Annotated in this window: 16 protein-coding genes; 11 read left to right on the forward strand and 5 right to left on the reverse strand. The window is 57.9% G+C overall.

Annotation, left to right across the window (positions count from 1 at the left end):
- The first annotated feature begins 5 nt into the window (after nucleotides 1-5).
- The 4 genes from FHS21_RS25020 to FHS21_RS31250 all read left to right on the forward strand — a co-directional run bounded on the left by FHS21_RS25020 (nucleotide 6) and on the right by FHS21_RS31250 (nucleotide 4,041).
- Nucleotides 6-905, forward strand: a complete 900-nt coding sequence (locus FHS21_RS25020) for an intradiol ring-cleavage dioxygenase (RefSeq protein ID WP_183664669.1) — start codon at nucleotides 6-8, stop codon at nucleotides 903-905.
- Nucleotides 906-933: 28 nt separating this feature from the next.
- A complete protein-coding gene (locus FHS21_RS25025) occupies nucleotides 934-2,010 on the forward strand; it encodes a maleylacetate reductase (protein ID WP_183664671.1) in 1,077 nt (358 codons plus the stop codon).
- A 609-nt stretch (nucleotides 2,011-2,619) separates the two neighbouring features.
- Nucleotides 2,620-3,681, forward strand: coding sequence for a ketopantoate reductase family protein (locus FHS21_RS25030; RefSeq protein WP_183664673.1), 1,062 nt, complete (start codon nucleotides 2,620-2,622; stop codon nucleotides 3,679-3,681).
- Between the two features lie 36 nt (nucleotides 3,682-3,717).
- Complete coding sequence (locus FHS21_RS31250; protein WP_183664675.1) at nucleotides 3,718-4,041, forward strand: ATP-binding cassette domain-containing protein; 324 nt, start codon at nucleotides 3,718-3,720, stop codon at nucleotides 4,039-4,041.
- A 256-nt stretch (nucleotides 4,042-4,297) separates the two neighbouring features.
- Here FHS21_RS31250 and FHS21_RS25040 read toward each other — a convergent pair whose 3' ends face one another.
- From FHS21_RS25040 to dctP, 4 genes are all read right to left on the reverse strand, one after another.
- Nucleotides 4,298-4,750, reverse strand: a complete 453-nt coding sequence (locus tag FHS21_RS25040; RefSeq protein ID WP_183664677.1) for a type II 3-dehydroquinate dehydratase — start codon at nucleotides 4,748-4,750, stop codon at nucleotides 4,298-4,300.
- A 4-nt stretch (nucleotides 4,751-4,754) separates the two neighbouring features.
- Complete coding sequence (locus tag FHS21_RS25045; protein WP_183664679.1) at nucleotides 4,755-6,056, reverse strand: TRAP transporter large permease; 1,302 nt, start codon at nucleotides 6,054-6,056, stop codon at nucleotides 4,755-4,757.
- Nucleotides 6,053-6,577: a TRAP transporter small permease gene (locus tag FHS21_RS25050; RefSeq protein WP_183664681.1), complete on the reverse strand. Its 525-nt coding sequence runs from the start codon at nucleotides 6,575-6,577 to the stop codon at nucleotides 6,053-6,055. Before FHS21_RS25050 ends, FHS21_RS25045 begins: the two co-directional genes overlap by 4 nt.
- A 72-nt stretch (nucleotides 6,578-6,649) precedes the next feature.
- Nucleotides 6,650-7,633, reverse strand: a complete 984-nt coding sequence (gene dctP, locus FHS21_RS25055) for a TRAP transporter substrate-binding protein DctP (protein ID WP_183664683.1) — start codon at nucleotides 7,631-7,633, stop codon at nucleotides 6,650-6,652.
- A gap of 143 nt (nucleotides 7,634-7,776) precedes the next feature.
- Here dctP and FHS21_RS25060 point away from each other — a divergent pair, with 143 nt between their 5' ends.
- The 3 genes from FHS21_RS25060 (at nucleotide 7,777) to FHS21_RS25070 (ending at nucleotide 11,357) form a co-directional block, all read left to right on the forward strand.
- The gene (locus FHS21_RS25060) at nucleotides 7,777-9,666 is read left to right on the forward strand and encodes a bifunctional sugar phosphate isomerase/epimerase/4-hydroxyphenylpyruvate dioxygenase family protein (protein WP_183664685.1); all 1,890 of its coding nucleotides are present in this window, start codon (nucleotides 7,777-7,779) and stop codon (nucleotides 9,664-9,666) included.
- 63 nt (nucleotides 9,667-9,729) lie between these two features.
- Nucleotides 9,730-10,377, forward strand: a complete 648-nt coding sequence (locus tag FHS21_RS25065) for a TetR/AcrR family transcriptional regulator (protein WP_183664687.1) — start codon at nucleotides 9,730-9,732, stop codon at nucleotides 10,375-10,377.
- 131 nt (nucleotides 10,378-10,508) lie between these two features.
- Nucleotides 10,509-11,357: a shikimate dehydrogenase gene (locus FHS21_RS25070; RefSeq protein ID WP_183664690.1), complete on the forward strand. Its 849-nt coding sequence runs from the start codon at nucleotides 10,509-10,511 to the stop codon at nucleotides 11,355-11,357.
- A 6-nt stretch (nucleotides 11,358-11,363) separates the two neighbouring features.
- Here FHS21_RS25070 and FHS21_RS25075 read toward each other — a convergent pair whose 3' ends face one another.
- Entirely contained in the window at nucleotides 11,364-12,056 is a 693-nt protein-coding gene (locus FHS21_RS25075) for a GntR family transcriptional regulator (protein ID WP_183664692.1), read from the reverse strand.
- Nucleotides 12,057-12,203: 147 nt separating this feature from the next.
- On the opposite strand from FHS21_RS25075, the gene FHS21_RS25080 reads away from it, so the two are divergent.
- From FHS21_RS25080 to araD, 4 genes are all read left to right on the forward strand, one after another.
- Nucleotides 12,204-13,205, forward strand: coding sequence for an ABC transporter substrate-binding protein (locus FHS21_RS25080; protein WP_183664694.1), 1,002 nt, complete (start codon nucleotides 12,204-12,206; stop codon nucleotides 13,203-13,205).
- A gap of 65 nt (nucleotides 13,206-13,270) precedes the next feature.
- Nucleotides 13,271-14,104, forward strand: a complete 834-nt coding sequence (locus FHS21_RS25085; RefSeq protein WP_183664696.1) for an ABC transporter ATP-binding protein — start codon at nucleotides 13,271-13,273, stop codon at nucleotides 14,102-14,104.
- Nucleotides 14,105-14,109: 5 nt separating this feature from the next.
- A complete protein-coding gene (locus FHS21_RS25090; protein WP_183664698.1) occupies nucleotides 14,110-14,979 on the forward strand; it encodes an ABC transporter permease in 870 nt (289 codons plus the stop codon).
- 44 nt (nucleotides 14,980-15,023) lie between these two features.
- The gene (gene araD, locus FHS21_RS25095; RefSeq protein WP_183664700.1) at nucleotides 15,024-16,760 is read left to right on the forward strand and encodes an L-arabinonate dehydratase; all 1,737 of its coding nucleotides are present in this window, start codon (nucleotides 15,024-15,026) and stop codon (nucleotides 16,758-16,760) included.
- Nucleotides 16,761-16,767 lie beyond the last annotated feature (7 nt).

Raw genomic sequence — 16,767 nt, forward strand, 5'->3', positions numbered from 1 at the left:
AGGCGATGACTGATCACGCACAGGTTCCCGCAAGCGATGCAAAAGACGGTTATTTCACCGAGGAAAACTCAGCAGACGTTGTAATCGCCCGCATGGCTGCGTCAAAGGATGAGCGGCTGCGTAGCGTCATGAGTGTCTTGATCTGGCATCTGCACGCTGCTGTGAAAGAAATTGAGCCCACGGAAGCGGAATGGATGGCTGCCATCCAGTTTCTCACGCAAACGGGTCAGATCTGCAGTGATTGGCGGCAGGAATATATCCTGCTGTCTGACATTCTCGGTGTGTCGATGCTCGTCGACGCGATCAATAACCGGAAGCCTACAGGCGCCACAGAAACAACGGTGCTCGGGCCGTTCCATGTTTCGAATGCGCCGCGTTACGAAAATGGCGCCAATATTTGCCTGGACGGGAAGGGCGAGCCGCTTCTGGTGGCCGGACGGGTCTCCGACACGGCGGGAAAACCTGTTGCCGGTGCCTTGCTCGATGTCTGGCAGGCCAATGATGAAGGCTTTTACGATGTGCAGCAAAAGGGTGTCCAACCGGAGATGAACCTGCGCGGCATCTTTAAAACCGATGCTGACGGTCGTTATTGGTTCCGGTCGGTTAAGCCGAAATATTACCCGATCCCGGATGATGGTCCTGTCGGCAAGCTGCTCACCGCCATGGGTCGGCATCCGTTCCGGCCTGCGCATATTCACTTCATTGTCGGAGCCGATGGATATCAGCCTATTACCACCCATATCTTCACGCCCGATTGCCCCTATCTCCACTCCGATGCGGTGTTTGGGGTAAAGGCCGATCTGATCGTCGAATTTGTGGAGAAAGACGATGCCGCTCAGGCTACGGAGCTCGGGTTCTCCAACCCATTCCACACTGTCGAGTGCAATTTCGTACTGGCTTCCTGATGGCCAGACACAACGGTAAGGAATTCGCATGAGCGATTTTGTCTATAGCGCAAATCCGGGCCGGGTGATTTTCGGATCGGGCACTATTTCGCGGTTGGGCGAAGAGGCTGATCGCCTCGGCGTTAAACGTATTGTGGTGTTGTCTACACCTGAACAGGAAGAACAGGCGGGGGCAATTGCCGTTAACCTCGGTGCGCGTACGGTTGGCCTGTTTGCGGGTGCGCAGATGCATACGCCGACGGATGTCACCCAGAATGCGATGGACCTGATCGCATCGCGGGATGCGGACGCCGTGGTCTCCATTGGCGGCGGTTCAACAACCGGACTTGGCAAAGCCATCGCTTTTCGCACGGACCTGCCGCAGATTGTTGTTCCAACGACCTATGCCGGATCGGAGGCAACACCCATCCTCGGCGAGACGGAAGCTGGAAAAAAGGTGACCAAGTCCGACCCCCGGATCCTTCCGGAGGTGATCATCTACGATGTGGATCTAACCTTGACCCTGCCCGTGGGGATGTCGGTTACGAGCGGCGTAAATGCCATAGCCCATGCGGCAGAGGCGCTTTACGCGCGCGAAGCCAATCCGGTCATTTCCATGATGGCAGAAGAGGGCATTTCGGCGATTGCCCGGGCCCTGCCTCTGATTCAGGCAAATCCATCCGATTTGGCTGCGCGGTCGGATGCTCTCTACGGAGCGTGGCTATGCGGTGTTTGCCTGGGTTCGGTTGGCATGGCACTGCATCACAAACTCTGTCACACCCTTGGCGGCATGTTTGGTCTCCCTCATGCGTCAATGCATACGATAATTCTGCCCTATGCCCTGGCCTATAATGCCCATGCCGCGCCGCAAGCCATGCAGCGGATAGCAAGGGCCATCAATCAGGAACGGGCGCCGCTCGGCTTGTTCGATCTGACGAGGAAGCTCGGTGGTCAAATTGCTCTAAAAGATATCGGTATGCCCGCGGAGGGTATCGAGCAGGCAGTCGACGAGATTTTGGCAAAGCCATACTGGAATCCGGAAGCCTTGGCACGTGGACCTTTAATCAGATTGCTGACGGCGGCCTATTCCGGCGAGTTGCCTGCGGACGATCTGTTCCAGCGCTGAAACAGGCTTCGATCCGGAGTTCAATTCTGGGGGGTCTAGTTGGAAATATCCAGAATTTGGAGCTGTCGTTATTCTGGCGGTGCTGATTACAACCGAACCTGGGGCGATAGATCAGATTGTGAAATCGTTGAAAGTGCCTCGGCATGAATAGCGTCGCATCAGTGCTCTATGACGGGCCAGTTCGAGCCGCCGAAAAGCGCTCTGAGGGAAACAGAGATTGTGGAGGAATGATGTTGATTGCTCTTTTGTCCAAGGGATGTGTCAAGTTTTCCTCGTTTTGCAAGCTAGCTTTGCGTGAGGCCGGGGCGTCTCAGAGCGTTTGTCAATGCGAAACAAGCTCCTCGACGGATGAACCGGGGAAGAAGTCAGAGGAACCCAAATATGATGCTTTCGGCGATAGGACTATCCGCGTTCCGAAGACGCGTTCCAGACAAGGCAGAATAGTCAGTTAAACCCTTTTATGGAAACACGGGACGCGGAGATTTGCCAACTTAGCTTTCGAACATTTCGCGGCTGTCGACAATCGTGAGACCGATCGCTAGCCGGAATCAATGGCCATAGTGTATGCGCAGATTAGGCGCCCCTAGCACTGCCAGATGGAGATAGTACATGACTTGGAATAAAGAAGGCGGTCCAAGGATCGCGTTCGTCGGAACAGGCGCGCAGGGCGCATCGATCGGAGCGGATTTTGCTTTAGCGGGACTTGATGTCACGTTCATCGAACAGTGGCCTGAACACGTCATGGCAATTCGTGAAAATGGCATTACGGTCAACTTGCCGACCCGCACCATCAACGTCAAAGTGCCCGCGTTACACCTGTGCCAGGTGGCCGAGATTCGTGAGCCGTTCGACCTCGTCTTCCTCATCGTCAAGGCATACGACACCAAATGGGCATGCCAACTGATAGAGCCTTGCCTCGCACCGGATGGCCTTGTTGTAGGCCTTCAAAACGGCATGACCCATGATGATATCGCAGCCATCGTCGGCCGGGAACGGACTATCGGCGCGGTTATCGAGATTGCGTCCAATATGTTCGTGCCTGGCGTAACCAACCGGCAAAACGATCATGATACATCGTGGTTTGCTCTCGGCGCGCTTGATCCCAAGACGCAGGAGCGAGTGGAAAGCGTTGCAGAACTGCTGCGCAATCCAGGTACCGTTGAGGTCACCGATGATATTCGCTCTGCAAAATGGATGAAGCTCGTGGTCAACGCTGCTGAGTTGATCCCGTCTGCAATCCCCAATTTGCCGCTTGCCGATGCTGCCCGGGCACCGGGAATGCTGGAGGTCATGCGGGAAGCCGGTTACGAAGCCATGCGCGCTGCCTTGGCTGATGGCGCAAAGGTCGTTCCCATCATCGGTATGCCCCCTGTCACAACCAATCATCCGGATCGGTACGTCGATCAGATTTTCGAGGAGGTATTGAAGACATTCTCTCAATCGGACACCCTGACGACCTCACTCCAGGATTGGCGCAAAGGTCGGCGTGCTGAGGTTCAGGAAGTCAATGGCTGGGTCGTGGACACATTGCGAAAGCACGGCCAGTCCGCGCCAGTCAATCAGCGTGTGATGGACGTGGCATTCGAGATCGAGAAGGGAAAACTCCAGGCCCGTCCTGAGAACTCGAAACTTCTGATCGAAGCATATGAGGCTGTAGCCGATCGGCAATGAAGCCGAAGGAGTGAACGACTATCAACCGTTTGGTGCGTGCGCGGACCGGGAAGCGCGCTCGTCGGCGAAAGCGGTTGCGGGAAATCCACGACTGGTTACAGCATTCTTGGCTTCGCTCCCGTGACAGATGGTGAAGTACGCTTTGAAGGCAAAATTCTCAACTCCATGACGCCCAAGGCCCTCCGATCTGGTATCCAGCGAAATGCAGCTGCCGAGGGCGAAGGTTCACGCCTTGTTTCGAGTTTGCTGAAAAGATCGCATAACGTCTCTTCGGGAACCACTTTCAGACACCCCCCCGTTTGGGTGGGTCTGCGGATCGAATCCCATCAAGGCGGGCATTTGAAGTCAGATCTCCAATGAGTGGCGGTCCGGTACACTGACTATCTGGAATTGGTGGGTGAGCTAGACAACGGATATGCACCATCTACTCGTCATTGCGGCCATAGCGGCCACTGAACTAACGCCATCAAATGACGGAGATGGGGCCGACTACCGACTGTCCGCTGCTAGGATACCAAAGGAGAAAGCGGACTTTTGGGTACTCGGCGCCAAGGTCTGGGGATTGTCTAAAGCGGACTCTACTCGTCATCTGTCGACTGTGGGGCATTCTGAGCGGTTATCGCTGTCGGCGTCGCACCAAATCCCGGATCGCGGCGACCGCGATCCCGTAGCCCTCCGCGCCGAGCCCCGCCATGACCGCCGTGGCCGTCATGGAAACGAGCGACTTGTGGTAGATCGCTTCGCGCCGGTGGACGTTGGAGATGTGGAACTCGATGATCGGGCCGGGGAACATCTTGAGCGCATCTAGGATGGCGATCGAGGTGAAAGTCCAGCCTGCGGGGTTGATGATGATGGCCGAACCTTCGTCGATCGCCTCGTGGATCCAGTCGATCATCCGTTCCTCGCTGTTGGTCTGGCGGAATTCGACCTTCCAGTCGCCCGCCGCATCGCGGCAGAACGCCTCGACTTCGGCGAGCGTGGTCTTGCCGTAAATCTCGGGCTCGCGCTTGCCGAGGCGGTTGAGGTTCGGGCCGTTGAGGACATAGAGCGGTTTGATGTCAGCGGTCATGGCATTATCCCTGGTAGCCCAGCAGGCGGGGCAGGAAGAGGACGGTTTCCGGTACGAAGGTGATGATGATGAGGCAGACCACCATCCAGAAGATGAAGGGTGCGGCATCGCGGATGATATCCTTCACCGGTGCGCCGGAAATGTTGGTCATGATGAAGAGCAGCAGCCCGTAAGGCGGCGTCACCAGCCCCAGCATGATGTTGACCACGACGACGACGCCGAAATGCACCATGTCGATGCCGAGCGCCTGTGCCGTGGGGATGAAAACCGGGACGATGATCAGCAGGATGGCGGTGCCTTCGAGGATGCAGCCGAGGATTAGCAGGATGACATTGACGAGTATCAGGAACGTCGTCGGCGTCATCTCCCAGCCAGTCAGCAATACGCGGATGCTGTCCGGGATGTTTTCGACGGTCACGACGTAGTTGAACACCAGCGACCCGGCGATCAGCATGCCGATGGAAGCGGACGTCTTGGCGCTGACAAGCAATGAGCCGTAGAAATCCGTGAAACTGATCGAGCGGTAGAGCACGACCGAAATCACCAGCGCATAGGCGGCGGCGAGCGCGGCGGCCTCGGTCGGCGTGGTGATGCCGCTATAGATGCAGCCGAGCAGCAGGACGGGCATCATCAGCGACGGGAATGCCCGCCAGGTGATCAGCGGAATTTCCCTGAGCGGCACCGGATCCTCGACCGGAAAGTTCTTGCGGCGCGCGGTGATCGCCACCTGCATCATTTGCAGGCCGGCCATCAACAGACCGGGTATCATGCCGCCGAGAAAGAGGTAGCCGATCGACGCATCGGAAACGAGCGCATAGAGCACCATCGGGATCGATGGCGGGATGATCGGGCCGATGACCGAGGTCACGGCCGTCAGCGCTGCGGCGAAGCTCGGCGTGTAGCGATTGTCGCGGGTCATCATGTTCTGCATCATCCGGCCCGAGCCCGCCGCATCGGCGATGGCCGAGCCGGACATGCCGGCGAAGATGATGCTCTGGACCACATTGACCTGCGCCAACCCGCCACGAAAGCGGCCGACCAGCACGTTGCAGAAGGTCAGAAGCCGCTCGGTCATCGAGCCGATATTCATGAACTCGGCCGCCAGGATGAAGAGCGGCACCGCAAGGATGATGTAATTGGTGTACATTCCGTTCAGTAACTGCTCGGCGACGGTTCCCATGTCGGCGCCGGTGAGGAACAGGTAAAGGACCGAACCGCAGATCATCGAAAGACCGATCGGCATTCCGATCAGCGCCAGGAACGTCATCAGGATAATAGCGATGGAGAATGGGCTCGCGAGGTTCATACGCCGGAGCCCGCCTTGGTGGGGTCATAAGCTTCGGGTGCCTTGCCATGGATCGCCTGAATGCCGAGCCACAGATAGCGGACGATCATGGCGATGACGAAGACGACATAGATCGCATAGAGCCAGTCGAAGCGGATCTTGAGATAGGCGGTCTTCTCGACCTGCATGAACATCACATAGTCGATAACGGCCGGCAGCGAGAGCGCGAACGTCGAAATCAGTGCCACGGCCATGATCAGCACCATGATCCGCCGTGCCCTGTCGCCGGCACCGGCCCAGAACAGGTCGAAGCGGATTTCCTCGCTTTCGCGTACCACGAAGGCTGCGCCGAACAGCACGATCCAGATCCAGAGCGCCACGCTGATTTCGTTGGTCCAGCCGATCGGCCAATTGAGCAGGTAGCGGAAGACGATCTGCAGCATGAAGGCCGCGAACATCAGGAGGAGAAGCATAGCGAGAACATTCTCCGCCCGCCGCCGCAACCACTCGCCTTGGGCCGCGTATCTCGTAAGCCAATTCATGAAGGGTCGTCCCGTTCCGGATTTGCCAATGCGGCATCCGCCGATGCCACATTCGCGTCGAGCAAGTCTTGACTAGAGTGCCTCGATCTTCTCGATGATACCGGGCGCCCAGGATTTGGACAGTTCGGAACCAGCATATTTCTCGCGCGCGAAAGTGCGGAAGGCGGCGACATCGGGTTCGTAGATGTTGAGGCCGGCCTCCTTGAACTCCTCGATCAGCGTGCCTTCCTGCTTGATGTGCTCGTCCTGGCTCCAGTTCATCGCCTTGTCGGCTGCGGCCTGGAATGCCGTCTGCTGTTCTGCGCTCATCTCGCTCCAGACCTTGCTCGACACGGTGAGCAGATCGTAGCCGATGAGATGCGAGGTCAGCACGATCTGCGACATGACTTCGTAGAACTTCATGTTCTTGACATTGGGCAGCGGATTGTCCTGCCCGTCGATCGCACCGGTCTGCAGGCCGGTATAGACCTCGGCATAGGCCATGGCCGTCGGGTTGGCGCCGAGCGCGGTGCCGAGGAACTGCCAGGCATCGCCACCCGGCATGCGCAGCTTGATGCCAGCCATGTCGGCCGGCGTGGTGATCTTCTTGTCGGGCTTGAGGCCGACCTGGCGCGAGCCGAAATAGGTCGGGCCGAGGATGCGGACGGAGAGCTGGTCTTCGACCATCTTCTTGTATTCGGCGCCAAGGTCGCTTGCGAAGAATTTCTGCACATGGGCCGCATCGCGGAAGAGATAGGCCGAGCTCAGCACCGACCATTCCGGAATCTGTTTGGCGAAATCCTGCGGCGCGATATTGCCCATCTGGAGATTGCCGCGCTGAAGCGCGACAAGTTCGGTGCCCTGCTTGAAGAGGTTGCCGCCGTAATAGGGCTCGAGCTTGAACGAGCCCTCGATCTCCTTGGCGAACATCTTGGTCATCTCGGCACGGATATCCTGCTCGGAAAAGACGGCCGAGAACTTGAGCACGGGCTTGTCCTGCGCGAATGCGGGCAGCGGCAAAGTCGACGCGGCGATCGCGCCTCCGATGAAATGACGACGGGTCAAGTCGATTGTCATGTTTCCTCCTCCTTCCACCCCTTGTTCAGGATGCGAAAATTATCGCTCCTCCGCGACTGAAAAATATTGTACGAAATAGTTCGTTTATGTCAACGGTTGTTCGGAGAAGCCTGAGTTGACACTTGCCGGGGAAGGAGGACGAGATGAAGACCTCAATCGCGACCGTGACGATGAGCGGCGAATTGGACGCCAAGCTGCGCGCCATAGCAGAGGCTGGATTTGACGGCGTGGAGATTTTCGAGAACGACCTCCTCGCCTCCGATAGCTCGCCACGCGATGTCGGCCGGATGGTGCGAGACCACGGCCTGGAGATTACGCTGTTCCAGCCGTTCCGCGATTTCGAGGGCATGCCCGAGCCGCAGCGGGGGCGGACCTTCGACCGGGCCGAACGTAAGTTCGACGTCATGCAGGAACTGGGCGCCGAACTCGTGCTCGTCTGTTCCAATGTCTCGCCCGTGTCGCTCGGCGGGCTGGACCGCGCCGCCGCGGATTTCCATCAACTCGGCGAGCGCGCGGCAAAGCGCGGATTGAGGATCGGCTACGAGGCACTCGCCTGGGGCCGGCACATCAACGACCACCGGGATGCGTGGGAGATCGTCCGCCGCGCCGATCATCCCAATGTCGGTCTGATTCTCGACAGCTTCCACACGCTCGCCCGCAAGATCGACGTCAATTCGATCAGATCGATCCCTAAGGAAAAGATCTTCATAGTTCAACTTGCCGACGCGCCGCTGATCGACATGGACCTGCTCTACTGGAGCCGCCATTTCCGCAACATGCCCGGCGAGGGTGACCTTGACGTGACCGGGTTCACGCGCGCCGTCGCCGCCACGGGCTATGACGGCTATCTCTCGCTGGAAATCTTCAACGATCAGTTCCGCGGCGGGTCGACCAAGGCGATCGCAGGTGATGGCAGGCGCTCGTTGATCCATCTCGGCGACGAGGTCAAGCGGGCGGAGCCGGATGCTGTGTTGACCGTTCCTGATATGCCTGGGCGAGCTGGCGTGAAAGGCGTCGCCTTCGTGGAATTCACAGCCGACAAATCGGAAAGCCCGGAACTCATCGACATGCTCCATACGCTCGGCTTCCGCCGGGTCGGCCGGCACAAGTCGAAGAAGGTCGATCTCTACCAGCAGGGCGCGATCAGGCTGGTGGTCAATACCGAGGAGAAGGGATTTGCGAGTGCCGCCTTCCATCTTCACGGCACATCGGCCTATGCCTTCGGGCTCGAGGTCGAGAATGCGACGGAAGCCGTGGATCGCGCCGCGGCACTCGGCTCGGAGCGCTTCATGCAGCCGGTGCCCAAGGGCGAGACCACGATACCGGCGATCTACGGCCCAGGCGGCGGGATCTTATATTTCCTCGACGGCAGCGCGCAGCTCGCATCGGTCTGGACCCTCGAATTCTCCGCTGCCGAGGACGAAAGCCAGGTCAAATCCGCCGGGCTTGAGCATATCGACCACATTGCCCAAACCGTGAATTACGACGACCTGCTCACCACCGTCCTGTTCTACAATTCGCTGCTCGATGTCAGGAAGACGCCGGTTGTCGATATCATCGACCCCTCGGGCATCGTTCGCAGCCAGGTTGTCGAAAACAGCAATGGTTCGTTCCGCGTGACGCTCAACGGCGCGGAGAATCGCAAGACGCTGGCCGGCCATTTTCTCGCCGAAAGCTTCGGTTCCTCGATCCAGCATGTGGCCTTCTCGACATCGGATATATTCGGAACGTCGGAGCGCCTTGCCGCCAATGGTTTCACGCCGCTTCAGATCACCCGCAACTACTATGACGATGTCGAGGCCCGGTTCGGGCTGGAACCGGATTTCGCCGAGCGCCTGCGCGCCGCCAATATCCTCTACGACCGCGACGAGCATGGCGAATATTTCCAGCTCTACAGCCCGGTCTATGGCGAGGGATTCTTCTTCGAGGTCGTCGAGCGGCGGGGCTATCGTGGCTATGGCGCGCCGAATGCGATCTTTCGAATCGCGGCCCAGAAGCGCCATATCAGGCCGGAAGGCGTGCCGGCGGGCTGACTTGCCGATATCGGATATTTGGCTTACGCCCTGAAACGGAACGGAAGGGAAAAGGTCCTGGAAATGAAGACTGCCGAATCACGCGTCGCGCGGAAGAACGATCCCGACGGCACGAAGGAAAACATCATCGCGGTGGCGACGGAGGAGTTCGTCAATTCCGGCTTCTCGGGTGCCCGTGTCGACCAGATCGCCGAGCGGACCAAGACCTCCAAGCGAATGATCTACTACTATTTCGGCAGCAAGGAAGGCATGTACCTTGCAGTTCTTGAACGTGCCTACCAGAAGATCCGTTCGCTCGAGACGCGGCTCAAGCTGGGGGATCTGTCGCCCGAAGATGCGATGCGGACGCTGATCGGCTCGACCTTCGACCATGACGACGCCAATCCCGATTTCATCCAGCTCGTCAGCATTGAGAACATCCATCGCGCCGAGCACCTGAAGAACACCGATGTCCTGCAGAAGGCCAATTCCGGCATCATTGCGATCCTGTCGGCGATCCTGGAACGCGGTTATCGTGACGGCGCCTTCCGGCGGCGCATCGACCCGATCGACCTGCACCAGATGATCTCGGCGCTCTGCTTCTTCCGCGTCTCGAACCGCCACACATTCGGTGCCATCTTCAGCCGCGACCTGATGGAAGGCACGCTCAAGGCCCGCCACAGGCTGATCATTTCGGACATGGTTCTCTCCTATCTCAAGTCTGGCGGCTAAGTTGGCATAATCATCTGCCAATTGACATTACGAACCAGTTCGTACATTTTGAAAGTGTCGTTGGCGCAAAGTCGCCAGCGCCATTCAAAAGACTCGAACCGGGTGGAGCTTTGCAGTCATCTGCGAAAACAATGACGCGCGTGGTCCGCGCTGGGTTGATCGGGAGCGGCATCGGCCTGTCTCGCACGCCCGCGCTGCATATGGAGGAAGGCCGTCAGCACGGCATCGATTACCGCTATGACCTCATAGATCTCGACGTACTCGGCGTTGGCCCCGAGGCGCTCGGCTCCCTGATCGCCAAGGCGGAGGCGGAGGGGTTCGCTGGTCTCAACATTACTCACCCCTGCAAGCAGGGGGCGATCGCCCATGTCGATGAACTCTCCGACGACGCGGCCGTGCTGCAATCGATCAACACGATCGCCTTCAAGAACGGCACGCGCAGGGGTCACAACACGGACTGGTGGGGTTTTCAGCAGAGCTTCCGCCGAGGTTTGCCCGATGCGGACCTAAGCCATGCCGTGCTGATCGGCGCCGGCGGTGCCGGGGTCGCGGTGGCGCATGCACTGGCCCGGATGGGCACCGCTAAGGTCACGATCTTCGACGTCGATCCGGCGCGCGTGTCGGCCGTGATGGATCGGTTGGTCCTGGTGCATCCGGATTGCGTTTTCGACGCAGGCAAAGACCTCGGTGCGGTTTTGGCAGGCGCCAGCGGCATCGTGCAAGCGACGCCGATCGGCATGGCTTCACATCCCGGAACGCCCTTTGACGTCGATCTGCTATCAGCGAACCTCTGGGTCGCCGAGATCATCTATTTTCCACTGCAAACGGCACTGCTCGCGGCGGCGGCTACACGCGGCTGCGAGGTTCTCAATGGCGGCGGCATGGCGGTGTTCCAGGCGGTCGGTGCATTCGAACTCTTCACAGGCGTGGCACCCAACGTCGAGCGCATGATCCGGCATTTCAGCACACTTAAAAATTGACGTTACTCACTTGCGAACATAATCCGGAAATTGATCGCTGATAAGATCGATGATGGATAGCGTCCCAGATAAATGTCTGCGCATGGCGGTTTCAGCGGCTTCCGGGCGTCCCGATTGTATCGCACTGACAATCTCTTGGTGATCCGTAAGGACATTTTGCATCTTGCCGGGCATAGGCAGATTGAGGCGGCGCAATCGGTCAAGATGCACGCTTTGCCGACGGACAGTGGACCAGAGATTAAGGATGCCCGCACGCGCGTAAATCTTGCGGTGAAAGTCCTTGTCGAGCGTATCGAACAGATCATACGTCTGCGGGGTGGCCACTTGCCGTTGTCTTGCGAGGACTTCCTCGAGTTCTGCTGCGGTTTGGGCCGGGCACTCGGCTGTCAAGCGACGAACAGCTTCGAGTTCAATCGAGAGCCGCAGGAATTGCGCCTGCCTTGCGTGATCAATATCGATCCTTGCCACGACAGTCGCGTATTGGGGAAAGACTTCGACAATGCCTTCTTCTTGCAGGCGAATGAGCGCATCCCGGACCGGGGTCTGACTGACGCCGAACTCCAATTGAAGCGAAGCTCTCGAAAGAATTGTTCCCGGGACAAGTTCCACAGAGAGAATGCGGTCCCTCAATATCTCGTGAATCTGATGGGCGACCTGCCGTGTCCTGTCCAGAACGCTGTTTTTCACCCTGCCGCTCATGATTGCTGCTCTCTCGTTGTCTGTCTCCATTGCAGTACCACAAATAATCGGTTGATGCACTGATGCATTAGTGCTTTAATGGAAATAAGCGATGTCGGAGGATTGTCGCCCTATGCGAACGACACAGAGAATTATCGGGAGGAAGATATGCGATTATTTCAGGGCGGTATTGCCGCACTTGGTATCATTCTGGGTCTAGGCTCGTCTGGCTATGCCCAGGAGAAGACGGATATATCCATAACACGTCAGCCGGGCATCCTTTATCTGGCGAGCCATGTTATGGAAACGCAAAAGCTCATTGAGAAGCACGCGGCGGAGGATGGCCTCAAAGATGTTACCGTCAATTGGCGCACCTTCAGCGGCGGCGGCGCACAAACCGATGCGCTTCTTGCCGGGAATGTCGACATCGTCAACACCGGGACGGGCAACCTGCTTTTGCTGTGGGACAGAACACGCGGCAAGGTAAAAGGGATCATAACCAGTTCGGCGCAGCCGGTCATCATGGTGTCGCGTGACCCCAAGATCAAATCACTGAAGGACATCGGTCCGAGCGACAAGATTGCGGTCCCGACTGTCGGCGTTTCGACGCAGGCGATCCTGTTGCAAATGGCGGCAGGTCAGATGTTTGGGGACAGCGACCTCAAGCATTTCGATCCAAACACGGTGCAGCTCGGACATCCCGATGCGATGGCGGCGCTGGCGAACAAGAGCCACGAGGTGGCCAGTCATTTCTCCGCACCGCCTTTCCAGTATCTGGAGATCGATGCCGGCAACCACATCGTGGTCAATTCCAAGGACATCATTGGCGGTCCTTTAACTCAAGCGACGTTCTTCACGACAACGGCTTTTGCCGAAGCAAATCCTGTCATCATCAAGGCCATGCGCGAAGCCACAGTCGAGGCAATCGACATGATCAAGAAGAACCCGAAAGACGCCTTGAGCGCCTACAAGCAGGTTTCCGGTGACAAAACCGATCTTAATACCCTGGTCAAGATCCTCGGACAGCCGGACATGATGGAGTTTCGCACCGATCCTCAGGGAACGATGAAGTTTGCCACGCATCTGCACAAGATCGGAACGCTCAAGACGATGCCTGCGGCATGGACAGACTATTATCTGCCAGAGTCCGCCGATCTAAAAGGCAACTAACTGTCGGCACCGAGCCAACGACCTGGCAGAGATGCCGGGTCTTCCGACTTCCTATGGAGGCCCATATGTTACAGGCCCTACAGCAAAAAATAGATCCAACAGCAGGTCTTCCCGATGTCAAAGCGGCAAGTGAGGCCAGGCCGCTTCTCACCGTGGACAAGGTAACGCTTCGCTACAAGACCCCGAATCTGCTGATAACCGCGACGGAAGACGTCAGTTTTTCTGTTGAACGATCCGACCGTTTTGTTCTTCTCGGACCGTCCGGTTGCGGCAAGTCCACGTTGTTGAAAGCCGTCGGCGGATACATGACCCCGGTGAGTGGATCAATTCATATCAACGGACGGCCGGTCAAAAAGCCTGGTGCCGATCGTATGATGGTATTTCAGGAGTTCGACCAGCTTTTGCCTTGGAAGACGGTACTGGAAAACGTCATGTTTCCGCTGATCGTTGCGCGCAAACTACCGCGCGGCGAGGCGGAGGCACGGGCCAAGGAGTATATCGATAAGGTAAAGCTGACACGCGCCATTGACAGTTATCCGCACACGCTATCGGGTGGCATGAAGCAACGTGTGGCGATCGCCCGCGGCATGGCCATGCAGCCCGAGATTCTGCTGATGGACGAGCCGTTTGCAGCACTCGACGCTCTAACGCGGCGCCAGATGCAGGACGAACTGCTGCAGCTTTGGGAAGATACCAGGTTTACGGTCATTTTCGTTACACATTCGATTGCTGAAGCCATCAAGATCTCCAACCGCATTCTGCTGTTGTCGCCTCATCCGGGGCGCGTGAAGGCTGAAGTGATCGACGTTGATCTCGCCCGTCAGGACGATGGCAGCGCCGCCGCGCTCGAACGCGATATCCACAATCTGCTCTTTTCCGAGTCCGGCCACAGGGAGTGACGACAATGACAAGTCCGCAAATCATTCTTGCAGCCGATGTTACGACAAACAGGCAGCATACCAACGTAGCCGAGGTCGAACAGAGGCTCGGTTCCCTCGAATTGATCTTGGGTATCAGCGCCGTGCGTAAGACGGTTCTGATTATTGTCCTCGCCATCATCTGGCAGGTCTATGCAAGCTATCTCGACAATCCGCTGCTTTTCCCGACGCTCAGCGACACGCTGACCACCCTATATGATCGTTTTGTCGACGGCACATTGCCGTCGCGCATCTGGACGACGCTTCAGGTGCTAATCACGGGGTACGTGGCCGGGACTGTGCTAGCAGCCATTTTGACAATCCTTGCCATCAACACACGGATCGGCACCGATTTTTTGGAAACGATGACGGCGATGTTCAATCCGTTACCCGCCATCTCATTGCTGCCACTTGCTTTGATCTGGTTTGGGCTCGGCGCTTCCAGCCTTGTCTTCGTGCTTATCCATTCAGTGCTTTGGGCGGTGGCGCTCAACACCCATGCGGGCTTTCTTGGCGTGTCGCGAACGCTACGCATGGTCGGAGGCAATTATGGATTGACCGGCTTATCCTATGTAATGCGGATTCTTGTTCCCGCTGCGTTCCCGTCGATCTTGACCGGTCTGAAAATCGGCTGGGCGTTCGCCTGGCGTACACTGATTGCCGCCGAACTCGTATTCGGTGTTTCTTCGGGGCAGGGCGGACTCGGCTGGTTCATCTTTGAGAACCGCAATCTTTTGGACATTCCTGCAGTCTTTGCCGGGCTCCTCACAGTAATCATCATAGGTCTCATCGTCGAGAACCTGGTCTTCCAGACCATCGAGCGCCACACGATACAAAAATGGGGCATGAAGGAATGAGTCGTTCATCCCCGTCGCTATTCATGACCTTCCAAGGCTGAACAATGAACATGAAGAAAACCCCTGACACATTGAGAAGCGCGCGGTGGTTCGCTCCCGACGACCTGCGCAGCTCCGGCCATCGCTCCAGAACAATGCAAATGGGTTACGCGCCGGAAGAATGGAGCGGCAAGCCGGTCATCGCCATCCTGAATACCTGGTCGGATGCCAACCCCTGTCATGCACACTTCAAGCACCGCGTCGAGGACGTGAAGCGCGGTGTGTTTCAGGCCGGCGGTTTTCCCTTGGAATTGCCAGCGCTTTCTTTGTCGGAGAGCTATGTCAAGCCGACGACGATGCTCTATCGCAATATGCTGGCGATGGAGGTCGAGGAGCTGCTGCGCTCCCACCCCGTCGATGGCGCCGTGTTGATGGGTGGATGTGACAAGACCACACCGGGCTTGGTGATGGGCGCTGTGAGTGCCGGCCTGCCGATGATCTATCTGCCGGCCGGTCCCATGCTGCGGGGCAACTATCGTGGCAAAGCCTTGGGTTCCGGTTCGGATGCCTGGAAATTCTGGGATGAACGGCGGGCAGGCAATCTGTCGACCGACGAATGGGTCGAGGTCGAAGCGGGTATCGCGCGGTCTTACGGACACTGCATGACCATGGGCACGGCAAGCACTATGACGGCGATCGCGGAAGCCTTGGGCTTGACGTTGCCGGGCGCGAGCTCGATTCCCGCTGCCGACTCCAATCATATCCGGATGTCATCTGCCGTGGGGCGTCGGATTATCGACATGGTCTGGGAGGACCTCATACCGAGCAAGATTTTGACCGACGCAGCCGTAGGCAATGCCGTGGCCGTCGCCATGGCTACCGGATGCTCGACCAATGCCATCGTCCACCTCGTCGCTATGGCACGCCGGGCTGGTGTCGACCTGACAATGGACGATCTGGATCGTGCAGGCCGCACGACCCCGGTTCTCGCGAACATCCGGCCAACTGGCGATACCTATCTGATGGAAGATTTCTACTACGCCGGCGGCCTGCGCGCGCTCATGGCAAAACTCTCATCAAGGCTCGACCTTTCGGTGCTCACAGTCTCAGGTCAAACGCTTGGAGAAACGCTGGAGGGGGCAAAATGCTTTAACGATGATGTCATCCGCTCCCTCGACAATCCTGTCTTTCAGGAAGGCTCGCTTGCTGTCGTTAAAGGCAACCTTGCGCCAACAGGCGCGGTTATAAAGCCAGCCGCCTGTGATCCGAGACTGCATCAACACCAGGGCCCGGCATTGGTCTTCGACAGCTACCCGGAGATGAAAGCGGCGATCGACGACGAAAACCTTGACGTCACGCCCGATCATGTCCTGGTGCTGCGCGGGGCCGGGCCTCAGGGCGGCCCGGGCATGCCCGAATGGGGCATGTTGCCGATGCCCAAGGTCCTGCTCAAGAAGGGATATCGCGACATGCTGCGTCTGTCCGATGCTCGCATGAGCGGCACCAGCTATGGAGCCTGCGTTCTGCACGTCTCGCCGGAATCGCATGTCGGCGGCCCGTTGGCTCTTGTGAAAACGGGCGACATCGTGCGGCTCGACCTGAAGGCGCGCAGGATCGACATGCTGGTGGACGACAGTGAAATCGAACGCCGTCGCTCCGAATGGAGGAAACCGGCAGACAAGGCTGGTCGAGGCTACGGATGGATGTTCGCCAAACACGTGGGCCAAGCCGACACGGGCGCGGATTTTGACTTTCTCGAAACACGCTTCGGACCATCCGCTCCTGAACCAGATATCTACTGATAGCCGA

Source organism: Phyllobacterium trifolii (genome assembly GCF_014192095.1).
Taxonomy (GTDB): domain Bacteria; phylum Pseudomonadota; class Alphaproteobacteria; order Rhizobiales; family Rhizobiaceae; genus Phyllobacterium; species Phyllobacterium trifolii.